Origin of the sequence: Leucobacter chromiireducens, assembly GCF_051993095.1 — a bacterium.
GTDB classification, from domain to species: domain Bacteria; phylum Actinomycetota; class Actinomycetes; order Actinomycetales; family Microbacteriaceae; genus Leucobacter; species Leucobacter chromiireducens.
This window is the reverse complement of record NZ_CP197024.1, coordinates 923,189-939,689: the sequence shown is the minus strand read 5'-3', so window position 1 is coordinate 939,689 and position 16,501 is coordinate 923,189. Positions and strand designations below refer to the sequence as shown.

1 protein-coding gene is annotated in these 16,501 nt (G+C 65.4%); it reads right to left on the bottom strand.

Going from position 1 to position 16,501, the window contains the following annotated elements; translation table 11 throughout:
* Positions 1-8: 8 nt before the first annotated feature.
* A complete protein-coding gene (locus ACR81A_RS04105) occupies positions 9-16,406 on the bottom strand; it encodes an SdrD B-like domain-containing protein (protein WP_440312718.1) in 16,398 nt (5,465 codons plus the stop codon).
* Between the last annotated feature and the right edge of the window lie 95 nt (positions 16,407-16,501).

The following is a 16,501-nucleotide window of genomic DNA, read 5'->3' as shown; positions in this document are numbered from 1 at the left end:
CGCTTCCACTATTTGGTTTCCTGCTTCGCGCGCTGTCGCCGCAGGCCGAGGAGCACTCCGCCTGCTGCGAGCAGCAACACCCCGAGTACGGCGCCAATACCGAGCCCTGCTCCCGTGACCGCGAGGTCGCCGATCACGGGAAGACCGGGCGTCGGCGTGACGGGCACAGACACCCGCGCAAACGGGTAGCTGAGCGTGAGATCATCGCGCACACTCGCCAGATCAATCCGAGTCGCTGACGGCTCACGATCGTCCACAGCGGTATCGGCACCCTCAGCGCTTTCAAGAGCTTCGGACTCCGCATCCACCAACTCCACAATCTGCGCTTCGAGCGAAACAGCGTGCTTCCCGTCGGTCTTGGCCGTCAGACTCCCAGCGCTCAGGCGGAAGGCCTGCGGCACAGCCACAGTGGTGCGGTACGTGCGGGGCAGCAGGTAGCCGGGAGCCGCGGCGTCGTACTCGGTCGGCAGCACCGCGAAGGCATAACGCCCCTCGGCATCAGTTCGTTGCGTCGACTCACCGTTCGCGTCAGTAGCGACCTGCCAGTCTCCGTCAACGCGTTCCCACAGCGTCACCTCGTAATCAGCGAGCGGCGCTTCACCCGACTCTTGCACGCCGTCCTCGTCCGCGTCGTCCCACACAGTTCCCCCAACGGCGGTGAGGTGCGGGTAGGTTTTCACACCGATACCCATGTGCAGGTCGTCACGGGATGAGGTGAGATCGATCACACCGTCCGTGTGATCCACGATCGAGAAGACGCGCGTCTCCCCGACGTGTGAGGCGGCTTGCGGCAGCTCAGGTGCCGTCGTCGTCTCGCTCAGCGTACTGATGTCGCTGTCGATCTCCCGATCGTCGCCGACGTTGAGCGGCGACCAGACCTGGTACCCCGCGCGCTCTGCGGTGACACGATACTCACGCGGCGCGAGGAAGCCCGCAGCCCCCTCCTCGAAGTGAGTGGGCGCCACCCGGAAGCGGTACTCCCCGAGGGCATCTGTCATCTGCTCGCCGACGCCGTCAAGATCGGCGGTGCGGATCCACACCCCGTCGACGCGCTCCCACAGGGTCACCATGCGGCCAGCGGTCCCCGCTTCATCGGCGTCCTGAATGCCATCGTTATTCGCGTCCTCCCACATGCGCCCACCAATCGTCACGTCGGTGTCGAACATGGTGAAACCGGCGTCCGCGCTGAGCACATCGTGTGCGTCGTCAAGATCAAGCGCCTCAGCTGCGGATCCCGCGGACCTTGCTTCGATCAGCGAGATCGGATCGGTGAGCACGGTGCTGAACGGCTTCGGGATCGGGATCCCGTCGACGTCGCCTCCTGGCTGGCGGAAGAACACGTTGTTCACCTCAACCAGCTGGAGGTTCGCTGGGGCGTCGAGCCGCACGCGGTACTCCGCGGGGGTGCGGTAGTGCGGCGAGTCCTTTTCGAGATCGGCGACCTCGACGGCGAACGCGTAGTGCCCGTCCGCGTCCGTGGCGACCGTGTGGTGACCGTCAACGTCCGTGTAGGGTTCCCAGAGCCCAGTGTCTCGGTTCAGGGCGTACACGGCAGCCTCGAGCCCCGGGATGCCGGGCTCGTCGGGACCTTGCGCTCCGTCGGCGTTCACGTCGTGGAAGACGGTGTCGCCGAGGATCCGGATTGAGTCGTGCGTGATCACGCCGCCGTCGATGCGGTCGGTCCCTGCGGCCGTCGTGTAGTCGGCGCGGCCGTTGCCGTCGGCCGACACGAGCGAGAACTCCTCGGAGATCACGGTGTGCGCGGGATCCGCGATCGCGTGGCCGTAGCGCGCGCCGCCTTCTCCGAGCAGCTCAGCGAACTTGGAGTTCTTCGCGTCGTCGCTGCCGACCGAGAGCGGGGAGATCGTCTGGCGCGAGCTGAGAGCGAATTCAACGACGTAGCGGTGCGGCTGATCGAGGTGCCCGGTCGCGGGATCCTCCTCGGCCACCGCCGCGGTGAACGCATAGGCTCCGTCAGCGTCCGTCTCCGTTTCGGCGACGGGCACAAGTTCGCCGTCGATCACGCGGTTGAGCACCACGCGGATGCCCCCCAGCCCGGGCTCGTCAGCTCCCTGCAGCCCATCGCGATCTCGGTCGTCCCAGATGAAGTCACCGACCTGCGCTTCGCGCTCGAGCGGCACAAGCCCCAAGTCGACGTCCTCTGCCGGGACCCCCGTGCGGGTATCGATGGGCAGCAGTTCGTTCTGGAGCGCGCCGAGCACGCGGGGCTCGGACACCGCGGTGAGCGTCGCGCCGCGAGCTGACTGAGTGAAGTCGTTGTCGACGGTGGGATCGTCCCCGGCGCCGAGCGCCGTGACGCCCTGCCAGAGCGGCACCTCGGTGACCCGCACGCGGTACTCGTAGGGCACGAGCTGCACGCTGTCGAGGATGTGCAGGTCCTCGAAGCGGTACGACGAGACGCCCTCCTGCCGGATCGGCGCGTCGCTGTCGCGCGCCGCGGCCGGTTCGATCATGCGCCCCGCAGCGTCCTGCCGCGCGGTGGCCCAGCCGGCCGCGGTGCGCACCTCGAGGGTCGCCGTGTAGCGATCTTCGGCGGCGGCGACCTCAGCCGCGGTCTTCGTTCCGCTCGCGTCGGCGTCGAGGAACACCTCGCCCGAGAGCTCCGAGCGCGCGTGCGCCATGAGCCCGAGGTCGATCGTGTTGTCGGTGATGCCGAACACGACGCCCGTCGCCTCGTCGATCTCCACGACGCTGATCAGGTGCTCTCCGAGGGCGGCGCCGGTCTCGTGCATCGTCCCGTTCGGGAAGAAGTCGGAGTCGGTCTCGCGCGTGCCGGTGAGCGACAGCCCGGGCGCGTGCGTCGGCGCGAACGTGTAGCCGGTGACGAGCTCTCGAACGACGACCTGGTACTTCGTCGGCAGTGCCTCAGTGCCGTCGTAACGGACGCTCGGCACCTTAGTGAAGTAGTAGAAGCCGTCGTCGTTCGACACCGTGCGCTGGGCGTAGTCGGTGCGCGTCCAGGCGCCGTCGATCTCGACGTACTGCTCGAGCTCGAGCTGCTGCCCGGCGATGCCCGGCTCCCCCGCCTCCTGGAGACCGTTCCGGTTGCGGTCATCCCACACCCGGTTGCCGATCACGCCGTACGTCGTCTTGTCGTAGAAGCCGATGCTCACGCTCTCGCGCGGCGCGAAGCCGGAGGCGAAGAGCCCCTCCAGGTCGAAGTTCAGCGGGTTCGTCTTCACGATCCGCGTGCCCTTCTCGTTCAGGCCGTCGTTGTCGTTCGCCTCGGCGAACGGGTCGCTGTGGTGGAGGAACGGGGAGACGAGCCGCTCCGAGTTGAACTCGCCGTTCTCGTCGGTGATCTCCAGATAGTACTGGCGGTCGACCGGCAGCAGCGTGAAGCGGTAGGCCCCCTGGGCATCGGTCACGGCGACCATCGGGCGGCCGTGGGAGTCGCGCACGGTCTCGCCGCTCAGGTGCTTCAGCGTGACGTGGTAGCCGGGGATGCCCGGTTCGTTCGACCCCGCCTGGTAGCCGTCGAGGGTGTCGATGTCCTCTGCGAACACCGTGCCGCCGAACTCGATGGTTTGCGCGACGCCGAGGTCGAAGCTCATGCGCTGCGCGTCGTCCGTCGCCGAGTCGACAGTCGCCGCCTCGGTGATGGCGACGAGCGCGGCGTCGTCGACCGCGGCGGGGATGTCGAGCGGCTCGCCCGGAGCGAAGCTCTCCACGCCGGCGCGCTCGAACACGGTGCGCGTGGTGGTCAAGAACGCGTCGTACTCACGCGGGAACTCGAACAGCACCCGGTAGTCGCCCGGGCGGATGTTCGAGAAGGTGTAGTACCCCGCGTTGCCCGCGATGTCCGACTCGGTGACGGTCACGAGCGGACCTTCGGAGGGGATGGGGCGCTGGAACACCTCGTCGAGCACCGACGTGCCGGTGGCTTCGTCGACAACTTCCCACGCGCCCGAGACCTCGTGGATAGGGTTGCCGAGCGCGTCGACGTTGTACCCCGCGGGCGTCAAGAGCGTGACGCGCACGCCGTTGATGCCGGGATCGTCGATCTCGCCGTCGAAGTCGAGGTCGCGGCTCGGCCGCAGGTGCGTGCGCCCGTTGCCGTCGCGCACCGCGTCGCCCTCGTCCTGCTCGCCGTTGTAGTTCACGTCGTTCCAGACGTAGTTGCCGAGGTAGACGCCGTCTCGCTTCTCCGTCGCGTAGACGCCGGCGTTGTTCGACTCCTGCGGGATGAAGCGGCTCACCCGCTGCGTCGCCATGAATGAGTTCCACAGCGATGCTTCGGCCTTGCGCTCAGCACCGTCGAACTGCTCCAGGTAGACGGGTGCGTTGAGGGGCGAGCGCATCGTGTAGCTGAGCTTCAGCTTGTTCTGTCCGGGCAACTGCTCGGTTGCACTGTTGAAGAGCACGAGAATCGACTGCGCGCGGTGCAGCAGCTCCGGGCGGTCCGCCACGTCGGCGAGCGGCACGAAGTGTTGATCGCGCACCGCGGAAGGAGCGCCGGGCAGACCGAGCGCGTCGTAGAACGACTCGCTTGCGGCCTCCGCGTGGGGCACCAGTTCGGTCTCCACGATCTCGCCGGCCTGCTTCGTGAAGGGCCCGACAAAGACGGTGTACTCGCTCGGCCGGTACGTCTTCTTGTCGGCGCCCTCCCGCTCGAGCTTCACGCTGTCAGGGCGGAGCCAGGCCGAGTACTGCGATCCGCGCGGGATCGTCGCGTTGGTGATGGAAGTGTCCCCCGCCGAGGGCAGCACGTCGTAGATGATCGGGTACGGGTAGGGCCGGTCTCCCGCCTCCTTCGAGTTGTCAACGGACACCTCAAAGGTAAAGTCGCCGCCCTGGCGCACAGGCGTCTGCTCAGGCGCAACACTGCCCGCGCGGTTGAGGTCGGAGTAGGCAACCTTCCGCTTCCCGAAGTTGTCGTAAGTCTCGTACTGGAACAGCGACTTCTCCGAGAAGACCAAGCGGTCGTTCATCAGTTTGTTGTCGTTGAAGTCGTGACCGTCAGTCGAGTAGCCGAGGCGGTTTGCCGCGTTCTGCTGCGAATTCAGCGGGTGAAGCAGACCAGTGTTGTTCGTCACCATGGCCCGGGACTTCAGGTCCTCTGCCTCAGCACCGGGCGAGTACGCGTCGACCGCTCCGATGAACTCGACGACGATTTTGTCGCCCGGCATGACGCTGCCATCGAACCACACCGACACGACGTTCCGGTCGAAGCCTGGCCAGGATCCGGTCGCGATCCGCGTGTGCTTCAGGTGCGACTCGGGATCCGCCTCGCTGCCGTCGGCGCGCACAAGCTTCCACGTCCACAGATTCGTGTCGGCGGCGGTGAGCGAGTAGCGCGAGCGGTGCGCGCTGTCGAGCGGGTGATCGGCGGTGATGTCGGCCTGCGGCACGTAGGTGAACGCCCCGCCGGATTCCATCACGGTGGGGAGCTGGAACGTGACGAAGGGGTTCACCAACGTGTCCTCTGCGTACGTGTTGTCCTCGTCGCGCGACCACATCGATCGATCGGCGTTGATGAACTCACCGCTGAACTTCAGGTGCGGTGACGACTTCGGCGCGATCGCCGTGATGTCGGACCACCCGAAGCGCTGGTCGCTCGGCTTCGTGGAGTCGCTGCGGTAGTAGAGCGAGTCGTACTTCACGTTGACCACGGGGCGCGACGGGGTGAGGTACGAGCGGGTCTCGCTCTGGGCGAGCTTCGACACCCGCGTCGAGACGTAGTTGCCCCAGAACTGGGCCGTGTCATAGACGAACAGCGTCGACTTCGCGTTGGACCCGATCCGCACGCCCAGCGAGATCGCGTGGTCCGTGACCGAGGCCGGGTAGGGCGAGGTGCTCCGGTTCGTCGGATCGGTGTCGAGCACCGACTGCGTTCCCGGGGTCTCCGGGTCCGCGTCGATCGCGAGGCGCGTGCCCTGCGGCACGAGGGTCGTCTCGGGATCGAGCGCGCGCACCACGATGCGGATCTTCTGGAGGCCCCCCTGCGCTGCCGCCGGGATCTCGAAGCGCTCGTTGCGCAGGATCGAGGTGCCGCCCGGGTTGAGCAGCGTCCAGGCCCCGGCCTCGTAGCCGTCCTCGGCGAGCTCGTCGGAGACGTAGACGAAGGTCTTGAAGGCGTCGTCGATCTCGGTGCCCGCATCGGCGAGCCGGTCCACCGTGCGCTGCGGCAGCTCCCACGTGCCGGAGGTGACGTAGCGCGTGTTCGTCGTGATCGGCTGGTTGCTGACCGAGACGGTGCTCTCGTTCGTCGTGTCCGTCGGGAGGATGTTCTCGATCACGAGCTCGGTGAGCCCGGAGCCCGTATTCTCGGCGTGGGTGATGAGGTACTCGATCGTGTCCGAGGAGTTGAAGTACGTGTCTCCCGAGAGGCCGTTCGAGTAGGCGATGCGGGGGCGGGTCGTGTTGACGCGCACCTCGGCGCGCGGCTTCAGGATCTCGATCTCCGCGGAGTCCGCGGCGTAGCGGCCGGCGAGGTCTCCGTTGCTGTCGATGTCGATGCCGGTGCCCCGGTCGCTCGTGTGCGTGTGGTACGCGATCGACGCGAGCGACTGGACGATGAAGTCGGCCGGGCGCTGCGCCCCCGGGCTCCCCTGCGGGATCAGCGTCGTGTCGTCCGTGATGAGGGAGACGTACGTGTCCATGACGAGCTCGTCGGCCGTCCAGACCGTGTCGTCGGAGACGACGTTGTCCTCGTAGCCGTCGACGAGCTGCAGCTCGGTGAGGAGCGTGAAGCGCTCGCCCGACTTCAGCTCGCCGCGCGTGCCGCGCTCCCCAGCAGGCGGCGTGACCACCCACTGGATCCGGTTGCGCGTCGCGTCGACCGTCGGCTCGGCCGGCGTCATCCGCTCAACCGTGTAGCCGCGGGCCTCGAACTCGGCGCGGTCCAGCACCTCGTCACCGACCGCGATGCGCACCTCGTCCGTCGCTGCGGCGAAGTTCGTGACGAACTGCGTCACCACGAAACGCGCGTTGTGCACATCGCCCGCGGTCTTCAGCCGCTCGTACGGGTTCGTCTCGTCCTCAGGCGCGTTCGACACCTCGGTTGCGAGCCAGTACTTCCCCGCGGCATCCACCTGGATCAGCTCGGCGAGCGCCCCATCGGCGAAGGAGGCGGCCTTCGTGGTGTTCGTGATCGACGGCTTCTTGAGGTTCAGGTCGCTGCTGCCGTACGCACCGGTCGTCGCGGGCGATCCCGCAGCGCCCGTTCCGCCGGTCCTGCCTGTTCCGCCAGCTCCGCTGCGCGTGTGCCCCGGAGTCAGCTCGCTCGCGCGCTCGGTCCAGCCCGTGCCCGTGTTCAGGGTGAGCTCGGTGTCCGCTCCGTAGGGCTGCGTGGCGGCGATGAGGCGCTCGGTGATCTTCAGCGCGCCCATGTTGCTGCTCCACGTGCTCGTCGCATCGCGGCGGATCCGGTCGTTCGCCGTGATGGCGAGGCCGTTCGAGGACTTGACATTGTTCGGGGCGGCCGAGACGCCCTGGTCGCGCGCTGTGAGCGACGGGGGCGCGCCGGTCGTGTAGCGCTCCGAGACGACGGGGGCGAAGACCGGGCGCTGCGTGCCCGCGAGGGCGAGCAGGTGCTGGTAGCGGCTGTCGTCAGTGTCCGCACCGTAGAGTGGCGTGTCGATCGTGGCCACGCGGGGCGTGATCTCGAGCGATTCGCCGGTCGCGATCTCGGTGGCACGGTCGGCGCGAGCCGTGAAGTGCAGCAGGAAGCGCTCCCCCAGCTTGTCCTCGAGCCGTTCGACGCGCACATCGAAGAGCGCGCTCAGATCCCGAGCGGGCACCGAGGTGCCGAGCCCGAGCGTCTGCGCGGACGCCTGGAACTCGACGCTCTGCTGCTTTGCGAGCTCGCCGTCGTAGCGGGCGACCGTTCCGTCCTCGAGGACGGGGGCAATGCCGTAGGGCAGTGCGATCGTCACGGTCGGCTCGAACCAGGTCCCGCGCGCCCCGCCGATGGTCTGGGGCGCGTTCTTCCAGATGTCGTCGTTGAAGTTCTCCCCCGAGTAGCGGTTGTAGCCGCTGTTCACCCGGTTGTACTCGCCGAGCACCTCGAGCTGCTGGTTCTCGACGGTTGAGCGGATCGAGAACTCCTCGTACAGGTCGACGCTGAAGTCCTCGATCGTGGCGTCGATCCCCGCGGGGTACGCGTCCTTGCTCGCGCTGCTCCACACGCGGAGCGTGGGGCGGCGCATGGCGATCTGGTCGCCCGTGACGAGAGCGGGGCGGCCGTCGTCGGCGGACGTCGCGGTGCCCTGCGCGTTCAGGCCGCGCACGTAGCGGCCCCACGGCTCCACCGCGAAATACGAGGTGTACGAACCGAAATCGTAGGCGAGGTCGTTCACGTTCAGCCCCTGCGCCATGCCATCGTTCGGGAAGCGGGCCGTGTTGTACACGCCGATGGGGCGGCTGAAGCCGCCGTACTCCGCGCCGTAGATCTCGAGGTACTCCTCGGGCGCGATCGAGCTCAGCGTGAGCTGGTCGTGCCAGAGCGAGAGCCCCTGCGCGTTCGCGGGAACCTCGCCCGCGACGCGCACCCGGATCTCGACGCGCTGCGTCTGCAGGTTCTGGTCAGCGGCAGCCGAGCCGAAGAGCCCGGTCACCTCGCCTGCGACCCGCACCCGGAGCACGTAGGGGATCCCGTCATCGCGGGTCGACTCGGCGTACGTGCCAGCCTCCTGCGATTGGGCGGGAGCTCGGTAGCCCTGATCGTTGTCCGGGCTCTGGAGGATCTCAACCTCGCTCGCCAGTTCGCCGCCGCCGCCGCTCAGCGCGGCCACTCCGAGGAGTTGCCCGGACTCGTCGTACGGGCTGATCCCCAGCGGGAGGATTTCCGTGTACTCGAGCCCGCTGCCGATCGCACGATCGCCGAGGTTTGCCGCATGGAGTCGCACGGTGAATTCCTCGTGCAGTTGCACGGCGTAGCTGTAGTCGTCCTCGACGTATGGTGTGTAGCCGAGCCGATGCCGCTCGTACGAGTTCAGCGAGCCGTCGTGCTCGACAAAGTTCGCCGCGTCGGTGCCCCACGCGGCGCGCTCCGTATCGGGCACCATCTCACTCGCCCCCGAGAGCCAGGCGCGGTTCAGTTGCATTCCGTCCTGCGCCCAGAGAATTCGCTCCGGCGCGGTGACCGCGCCGTCGGCCACACGCGCCTTCGTGACGTACGCGAAGTTCTCGTCGAGCGCGGTCGATGAGAAGCTCGTGTAGAGCTCGCTCGCGGCAGTCTCCCGGAGATGTGCCGTGTGCGACTTCTCGACATTCGCCGAGGCATCGTAGTAGGTCGCCTGGACGTACGACCCCGGCGAGTTGCTCGCGTCGCGGCGCCGGTCGTTGGAGCCGGGCAGCCAAGAGTGCGAATTCGACAGGAATTCGGAGGCGGTCATCTCGTGCCCCCGGTCGCCAGTGATCCCGGCATCATGGAGCAGCGCAGCGAGATCCATCGAGGTCTGCTTCGCAGAGTTCGCGACGGGGATGTTGCTGCCGTACCAGCCGAAGAGCGGCGCGAACACCGCGGTGCCATCCGCATACTGCGCGCGGGGCAGATCGTGCTGTCTCGCCTGAGCCGAGTACACAATCTCGAGCTGTTCTCCGCGGCCGAGATCTTCATCGGCGAACGTGTAGCTGAACACGTTGAAGTCGATCGTGTCAGCCGGGTTTACGGTCGTGTTCACGGGCTCGGCGGAGGAGAGCCGTCCCCAACCGTCGTTGTGCCGGTCGTTTGCGAAGGTTTGGGCTCCCGCGACGTCGAGGCCGGTCACCGAGCGCATGGTGACCTCGGGCAGCGTGAAGTCACGCGGGGTGCCCGCGGCGTCGAGCATGCGGATTTCGAGTACACCGGCGGCGACGGCGCCGGCGACGTCGAGTTCCCCGGCGTGCACGAAGCGGCTCAGCTCGGTGCTGAGGTACTCGGGGATCTTGTCGACGATCACCGGGTGGCGCAGCGGCGCCTTGCCGTAGGGCGTGTTCGTGTTCGTGCCCTGATCTGTGCTGTGGTTCTTCGCAGTGAGTCGGTAGTGCACGTCGTCGCCGGCCACGTAGCCGGTCTTTCCCGGCTGCGCGCCGTTGTAGGGCGCGGTCGCCTCGGCTCGGGTGTCGAAGGACTGGATGTTGAACTCGACCGTAGGGATCGCCTTGTACACGGTCTGCGCTGCCTCGGTGCGGTAGCTGTACTCCGCAATGCCCGTACCCGTCTCGTCCTGGTGCGTGAGGCGCGTCTGCGCCTGCGAGGTGAGGCGGTAGGACTTTGTGTTCTGGGCCGCCGGCGTGCGCCAGTGCCCGGTCCCGGAGATCTCAAAGTTCGATGGCCCAGCGCCCGCGTGCACGGTGCCGTAGCGGATCCAGAGCTTGTTGATCTCGCGCATCGTATGCTCCGACGCGTCGAAATCAGCCGAGTCGACCCACTTCCCGTCCCGATCCTGGAACAGGACTGTGGGCTGCGCGGAGGCCGCGGCACCCTCGGGCACGTTGAGCGCCGGAACGGTCGGAAACTCCGTCAACTCGAAACCAAGCAGGCCGCCGGTGTCAAGAGTGAGGAACAGGTCGAGGGCCGTGTTGTCATGTCGGATCTCGTTGCCGATGTTCTTCACGGTGAGGGTCATATCCTCGCCGGACACGTTCTCGCGGTCGAAGCGGCTCTCGATGACGAGCTGCTTCGGATCGGCGTAGCGATACGCGGTGTTCGTCAGTCGCCCGAGCTGCTCAGCAAACGCATCGCCGTCAAAGTTCACCGCGGCGGTGGATCCCGTCACGCGGTTGCCATTCGCGCCATCGCTGTTGTAGCTCATGAAGTGGTGTGTGTAGGCGGGCCGCGCGTACACGTTCCACTGCAGGGTCTTGCCCTGGGTCGCGCCGAGGATGCTCGGCTGGTCGTTCGTCGCCGTGTATTCGACGACAAAGAACACAGACTCACCGTCGTGCAGCGTGACGTCGAAGGCGACGTCAGCGCGCTTGCTGTTCTGACGCGTGATCCGCACCTGATCCTCCGGCACGGTGACTGCCGTATTGACGCTCTCCGCGATGACTCCTGCTCGGTTCGGATCGGCGAGGAGGTACGCCGAGGAAGCCTGCACGTCGGAGACCGCAAGGAAGGCGGGCGCCTCGATGTGCGCAACCGGGGAAAACACCGGGAGCGATCCGGGGCCAGCGTCATCGCTCGCCGTCGTTCCGACGTTCCGCAACTCGTAGAGCACACGGGTCGTGTCGCCGACCGCGATGTTTGCGAAGTCGATCTGAGTCCCCGTGTCTGCGTCGTAGAACAGACCGGTCGCGTCGGCCCGCGAGAAGTCTTCACGGAGATGCACAGCGTGCGCCTGCATCCGCGCCACGCGGGTGAAGACTCGTGGCGCCGCGGCGCTGCTCGAGCTACTCGCGAGGCGCAGCGTCGGCTTCTCGCCTGAGTTGCCCCCGCCCGCGGAAACGAAGATCGGGTTATAGGAGGTAACCACCGCGCTCGCGGTGAAGGCGCTATGCAGCATGATCTGCTCATCGCTGCCCTTGCTCCGCTCCGTCACGAACGTCGGCTTCGAGCTCCAGCTGGGTCCGTCGGCCGCCTCGTCGACCCACACGCCCGTGACGAACAGGTCGCCCCCGTCGCGCATGCGGGTAGGAAGGGGTTCGTTCGAATTCCCTCGAGTGATCGAGCCCCACAGGCCGACCGTGCCATCGCGCGGCGCGAACGCCACGGAGATGCTATCGATGTGTTCCTTGAGCAACGTCGCTGTACCGCCGAGCGTCACATCGAACGGCTGTGACCGCAGCGTTCCGTCTGCGAACAGGCTGCGCAGATCGAACTCACGCATTCCTGTCTCGGGGTTGGCAATGAAGCGATCGCTGGCAATCTCAACCGTTGTGCCACCCTGCGTCACCGTGACTCGGTCAACCGACCAGTCTCCGGCGAAGATGTCCTCCGGGATCGCAACCAGCTGCGAGCGATACGCCGCGTCGGGAGTGAAGGTGATGACGGCATCCTTGATGTCCGCTTCGGAGGTGTTCTCGATCCCCACGGCCACCTGCGTGGTGCTCGGCGTAATCCCGTCAGCCTGGTAGTCATACACCTTCACGCTGTCGAAGCTCATGTCGAGCTTCGCGCTCAGCTTCGGCGTGTAGCCGGTCAACGTCGCACTCGACGTGTGCATGAGGGCTTTCACCCCCGTGTCGCTCGGCACGCGGTAGAGGTTCGTGGTGCCCTGGAGCGCGCGGTTTCCATTGACCACACCCGCTACACGCACGTCGACCTCGGCAAGCGAAGCGCCAAGCGTGTCGGGGGCGATGCCATCAAGCTCTGCGGTGCGCTCTCCGAATCCGGCGACCTCCTCAAAGATCGCTTCAAAGCGCTTGGGGTAGGAGCCTTCCTGACCTAACGAGACCGTAAACGTCCCGTCGCCATCGTCGTGGATCCCTCGCTCACGGGAGTTGTCGTAGTCGAAGCGGGGAGCCTGCGCGAGGGGGGCCGCGAAGTCAATGGAGAGGATGTCGCCTCGCGCGCCGGTCACCCGCACCCCTGTGAGGTACTGCAGTGTGCTCGTATCGGCGATCGAGACGTGAGTTGCGTCCAGGTTGTACACGGCGTCATCAGCCGGGGTCGCGGGGTACACAAATTCGTAGACGAGCTTGTCGTGGAACGACGCGGGATCGTACATGCCGAGCCACTCGTCGTACTCGGTCGCGGCGGGCACGTACACATCGGGGCCATGCCCGGAGTAGTACGACCAGTTCGCCGTATTGACGTTCCAGATGCTTGCGAGGTACTCCCCCGCGCTCCCCATCGGGATCACCTTGTTCGCGAGCGACGTATTGTCATTTGCGCCGGTGCGCGACTGCGCGAACGGGTAGGCGACGAGTGAGTTGATTGAGGTGGTGGCAGTACGGGTGAGTTCGCGATCGCGCCCGAACGTGTCGGTGGCGGTGAGCTTCGTCGCCTGTTTCCCCTTCACGGAAGACGAGTGGAAGCGACCCATGTACTCGATGACATCATTTTGTGTGCCTGCCATCTGCGGAGCAGCATCGTTGCTCTCTCGCGAGAACTCCAGATGAACCGAAACGCGAGAGACGGGCGAATCAGGCTGTACGTCCGCGTCCCACGCTTCCTTGTAATACGGGTGTTCGCTCACTCCGGTGACAGAGTCGTACGTGGTGAAGAGCTCGCTGTCCGGAGTCGCGGGCCGCGCGGTGGCAATGCGCCAGAAGCCAGCGCCCTCCTGTGAGTTCTCCACCCAAGCATCTCCGGGCACTGTCTTCCAGAGCACCTCTGTACCGTCAACCATGCGGAAGAGGTCGACCGACTCGAGGTACGGTCGCATGTCCTCGCGGATCTTCAGGTAGTAGAGATCGAATTGGGTATGCGGGAGCGCGACGTCGACGCTGACGCGCTGGTCGTTGTTCTCGGAGGCGGCGGTCGGCCGGGTGAGCGTCGTCGTGAAGCCACCGAGCGACTTGTATCCCTGGTCGAGGGTGTAGTCCTGCGTGTTGTATGTGGAGCCACGGTTCCACCAGCGATAGATGTCAACCGAGTACGCGTTCCCAGCACCGAGAGGCTGCGTCACCTGGTTGACGCCCTCAACCTTCACAGCGGTCTGCGTCTCGCGGACGTTGACCTGATTCTGCTGGCGCGCGGTCTTCGTCTCCTCGTACGGGGCCTCTTGAGTCCCGGTGAACGTCGCGCGCAGCGTCTGCGAGGACCCGATCTCGATGCCCGCGCGGTACTCAACGAGCGCCACTGCGCTCAGACCGCGCACACGCAAGTCCTTGCCGGAGATGACAATTTTCGCGATGTCTGTGAGAGCCACATCCCCCGCTGCAACTTCGGAGTCCGTGAACTCCTGTTCCTTCCCCGAGGCACTCACGAACGTGATCACGGGATCCGTGATGGCGTCAAGGAACGGCTGCTGGAGTCTGATCTTGGAGAACTCGAGCGCACCCGTCTTCGTGGGTGCAAGCATGTCAATCGTGTAGCTCGCCTGAGGCGAGTTCACGCCCTTCGTATCCACCTGATACTCGGCTTCGAACGTCGACTCATAGCCGACGTTCGTCGTCTTCTGCGTGCGCTGCGAGCCGTAGATGCCGACAACATCAACGGCTGGAACGAGCTCATTGGGCAACCGGATATCAATCGTGCCACTGGCCTCGCGGGTGGCATCCCGATCATAGGGCTTCGGCTGATACGTGCGGATCTTCGCATTGATCAAGTGCTGCCTGTCGAGCTTTGCCCCGACCTTCGCCGTGATCGTGGCGAAGTTTACGGCGCCATCGGTGGCAAGCGTATCGGTCTCGATCATCACCTTCGCCACGTGCTCCGGCAACGCGACAACAACATCACCGTTCGCAGCGGGGCTTCCGAGCTCAAGCCGGGTGACGGTCCCGTCGATCGTTTCCACGCTCACTCGCACGCGCTCCGCTTGGGCGAAGAGCGCGGCTCGAAGGGTGAGTTCGGCATCGCGAAGCCGCTCAACCTTCGGGTTCACGGCGAGCGTCGTTGTCGAGTTTGCGGCGGTGGTGCCGTTGACACCGAAGAGAAAATCGATTGTCGTTTTCGCACCGTAATCCACCGTAGCTCGGTCGGCCGTGCCATCGATGCGCACGGCAATGTTCGGCACGACCTCCTTGGGGTAGATCACGGTGTAGCTCGCATCAATCGGAGTCTCGTGCGGCACCTCGGTATACGTGGTGTTGCCACCGAAATCGTCGTTGCTCGCGATCTTCTCGATGAACACGGCCGTTGCCGTCGACGTCACGTCGCCAACACGGAGAGGCGCACCGAAGACCTTGATGGTGACAGGCAGCAGCGCGCCTGCCTCAACCCGACCACCGAGCCCGAGAACGAGCGTGTGGTCCCAGTCGCGTTTCTGCAGTTCCGCGAGATCAAACGTGAGGGTGACGAGGCCCGTGTCGGGATCCGGATCTGAAACCGTCGGCGTGAGCGACTCGGTAACGGTCTTGCCGCGCTGCTCGTCTTCGAAACGATAGCTCACCCGTACGTCCTCGAAGCGTTCGAGATCGGTCTCGGGTATCTCATAGCTAACGCGATCCGGAGTGACATCCGGGTCAAGCTCGTAGCGCACTGTCGGGTCAAATGTCGGTGCGTTTGATGCGCTGCGCAGCTCAGAGATCTCGGTGTAGGTCTCGTAGCCGTACACAACTTCCCGCTGCTGGGCGGTGTGCGAGAACGTGAAGGCATACTCGGGCACGACAATCTCGCGCTCAACCACGCGGGTCTTTGACCAGTTCGCGGTCTTCGCGAAGAGAACATTCGTGATTGCGGTTACGCGGAACGTTGTGGGCGGGTTCGGGAACCCTTGCCGACTCAATGGCAGCGAGATCAAGTATTTGCGCTCGGAAGGTCCGGCAGCGCCCTCAGGTGTGAGCGCCTGCTTGTTCGCGCCATGCTCACGGTCGATTGTGAGCATGCCGGTACCGGAATACGTGTACGGAATCTCATCGGTGAGTTCGCTTGTGCCATCCCAATCGGTGACGTCGTAGATCAGCACGCCGCCCTCGCCAGGTACGCCGACGAATTGTCCCGATGTATCGTTCCGGTCATCGTTCGGAGTAGCCGGGCCCCCTTCCTCGTACCGCCAGCGGTTGATGTCGAAGGGGATGATGCCGTTCACATCACTGTCAGTGGAGTCAATATCAAAGGTGACCGAATAGCCATCGATGTTGGCGGCGACGTTGTCTGAGGTGTTGGAGAGCGAGTAGAGATAGTCGACGTACTGGTATCGATCCCAAATGGGCACGAGATCCGGGCCGCCACCCGGCACGTACGATTCGATCTGCGTTTCCCAGCGCAAGTCCGAGGAAATCACCGAGACGCGCGACTCGTCGTCGAGCTCGTTCGGTGTCGTCCACGAAGAGCCCTCAACTCGGTTGAACATCTCGTATGAGACGGAGCCGTTGATCTCGAAGCGAGTGCCCTCGGGTACTCCCCCGTAGGGTCCGTCCGAGCCATCGTTGTAGGTCGTGAGGAAGATATCAAACGCGGGGTTCACCCCGGCGCGCAGATCTCCGTCATACTCCATCACGATCGGGCCACCCTGCACGGTCGTGTCAGAGAGCACGTTCCAGCCGCCGCCAGCGCTCACTCGGCCTTGGACGCCCAGCGGGCTCGGGGCCCGATCCCGCCCAACCACTCGGTATCCATCGCCAACATGCTCAAGCGAAGGGAGGTAGATCGCGACGGTGACCCCAGTTGCGGCCCCAGACGCGTAGCCGGGAACGAGCCGATAGTTGATCTTCGTTTCTGCCCCGGTCGAGAGCACAATCGACTTCGAGTTGAGATAGCCAGGATCGCCCTCGGCGACGGTGCCATTCAGGGTGATGCTCGGGGTATCTGCGGCAACCGCGGCAGGAAGCGCGCTCACGCCACCCACGACATCGGAAAGTACCAACAGCAACACGAGGGCCACCGAGGCCACTCCTGAGAAGATCTTCTTCAAAGCACATCCCCCGAGGCCAGAAAGCCTCTGTTCGTTTGTGGTCAGTACGACCAGTGAACGCGCAGACAGGCGAACTGACGCGGGTGTGTCTCGCG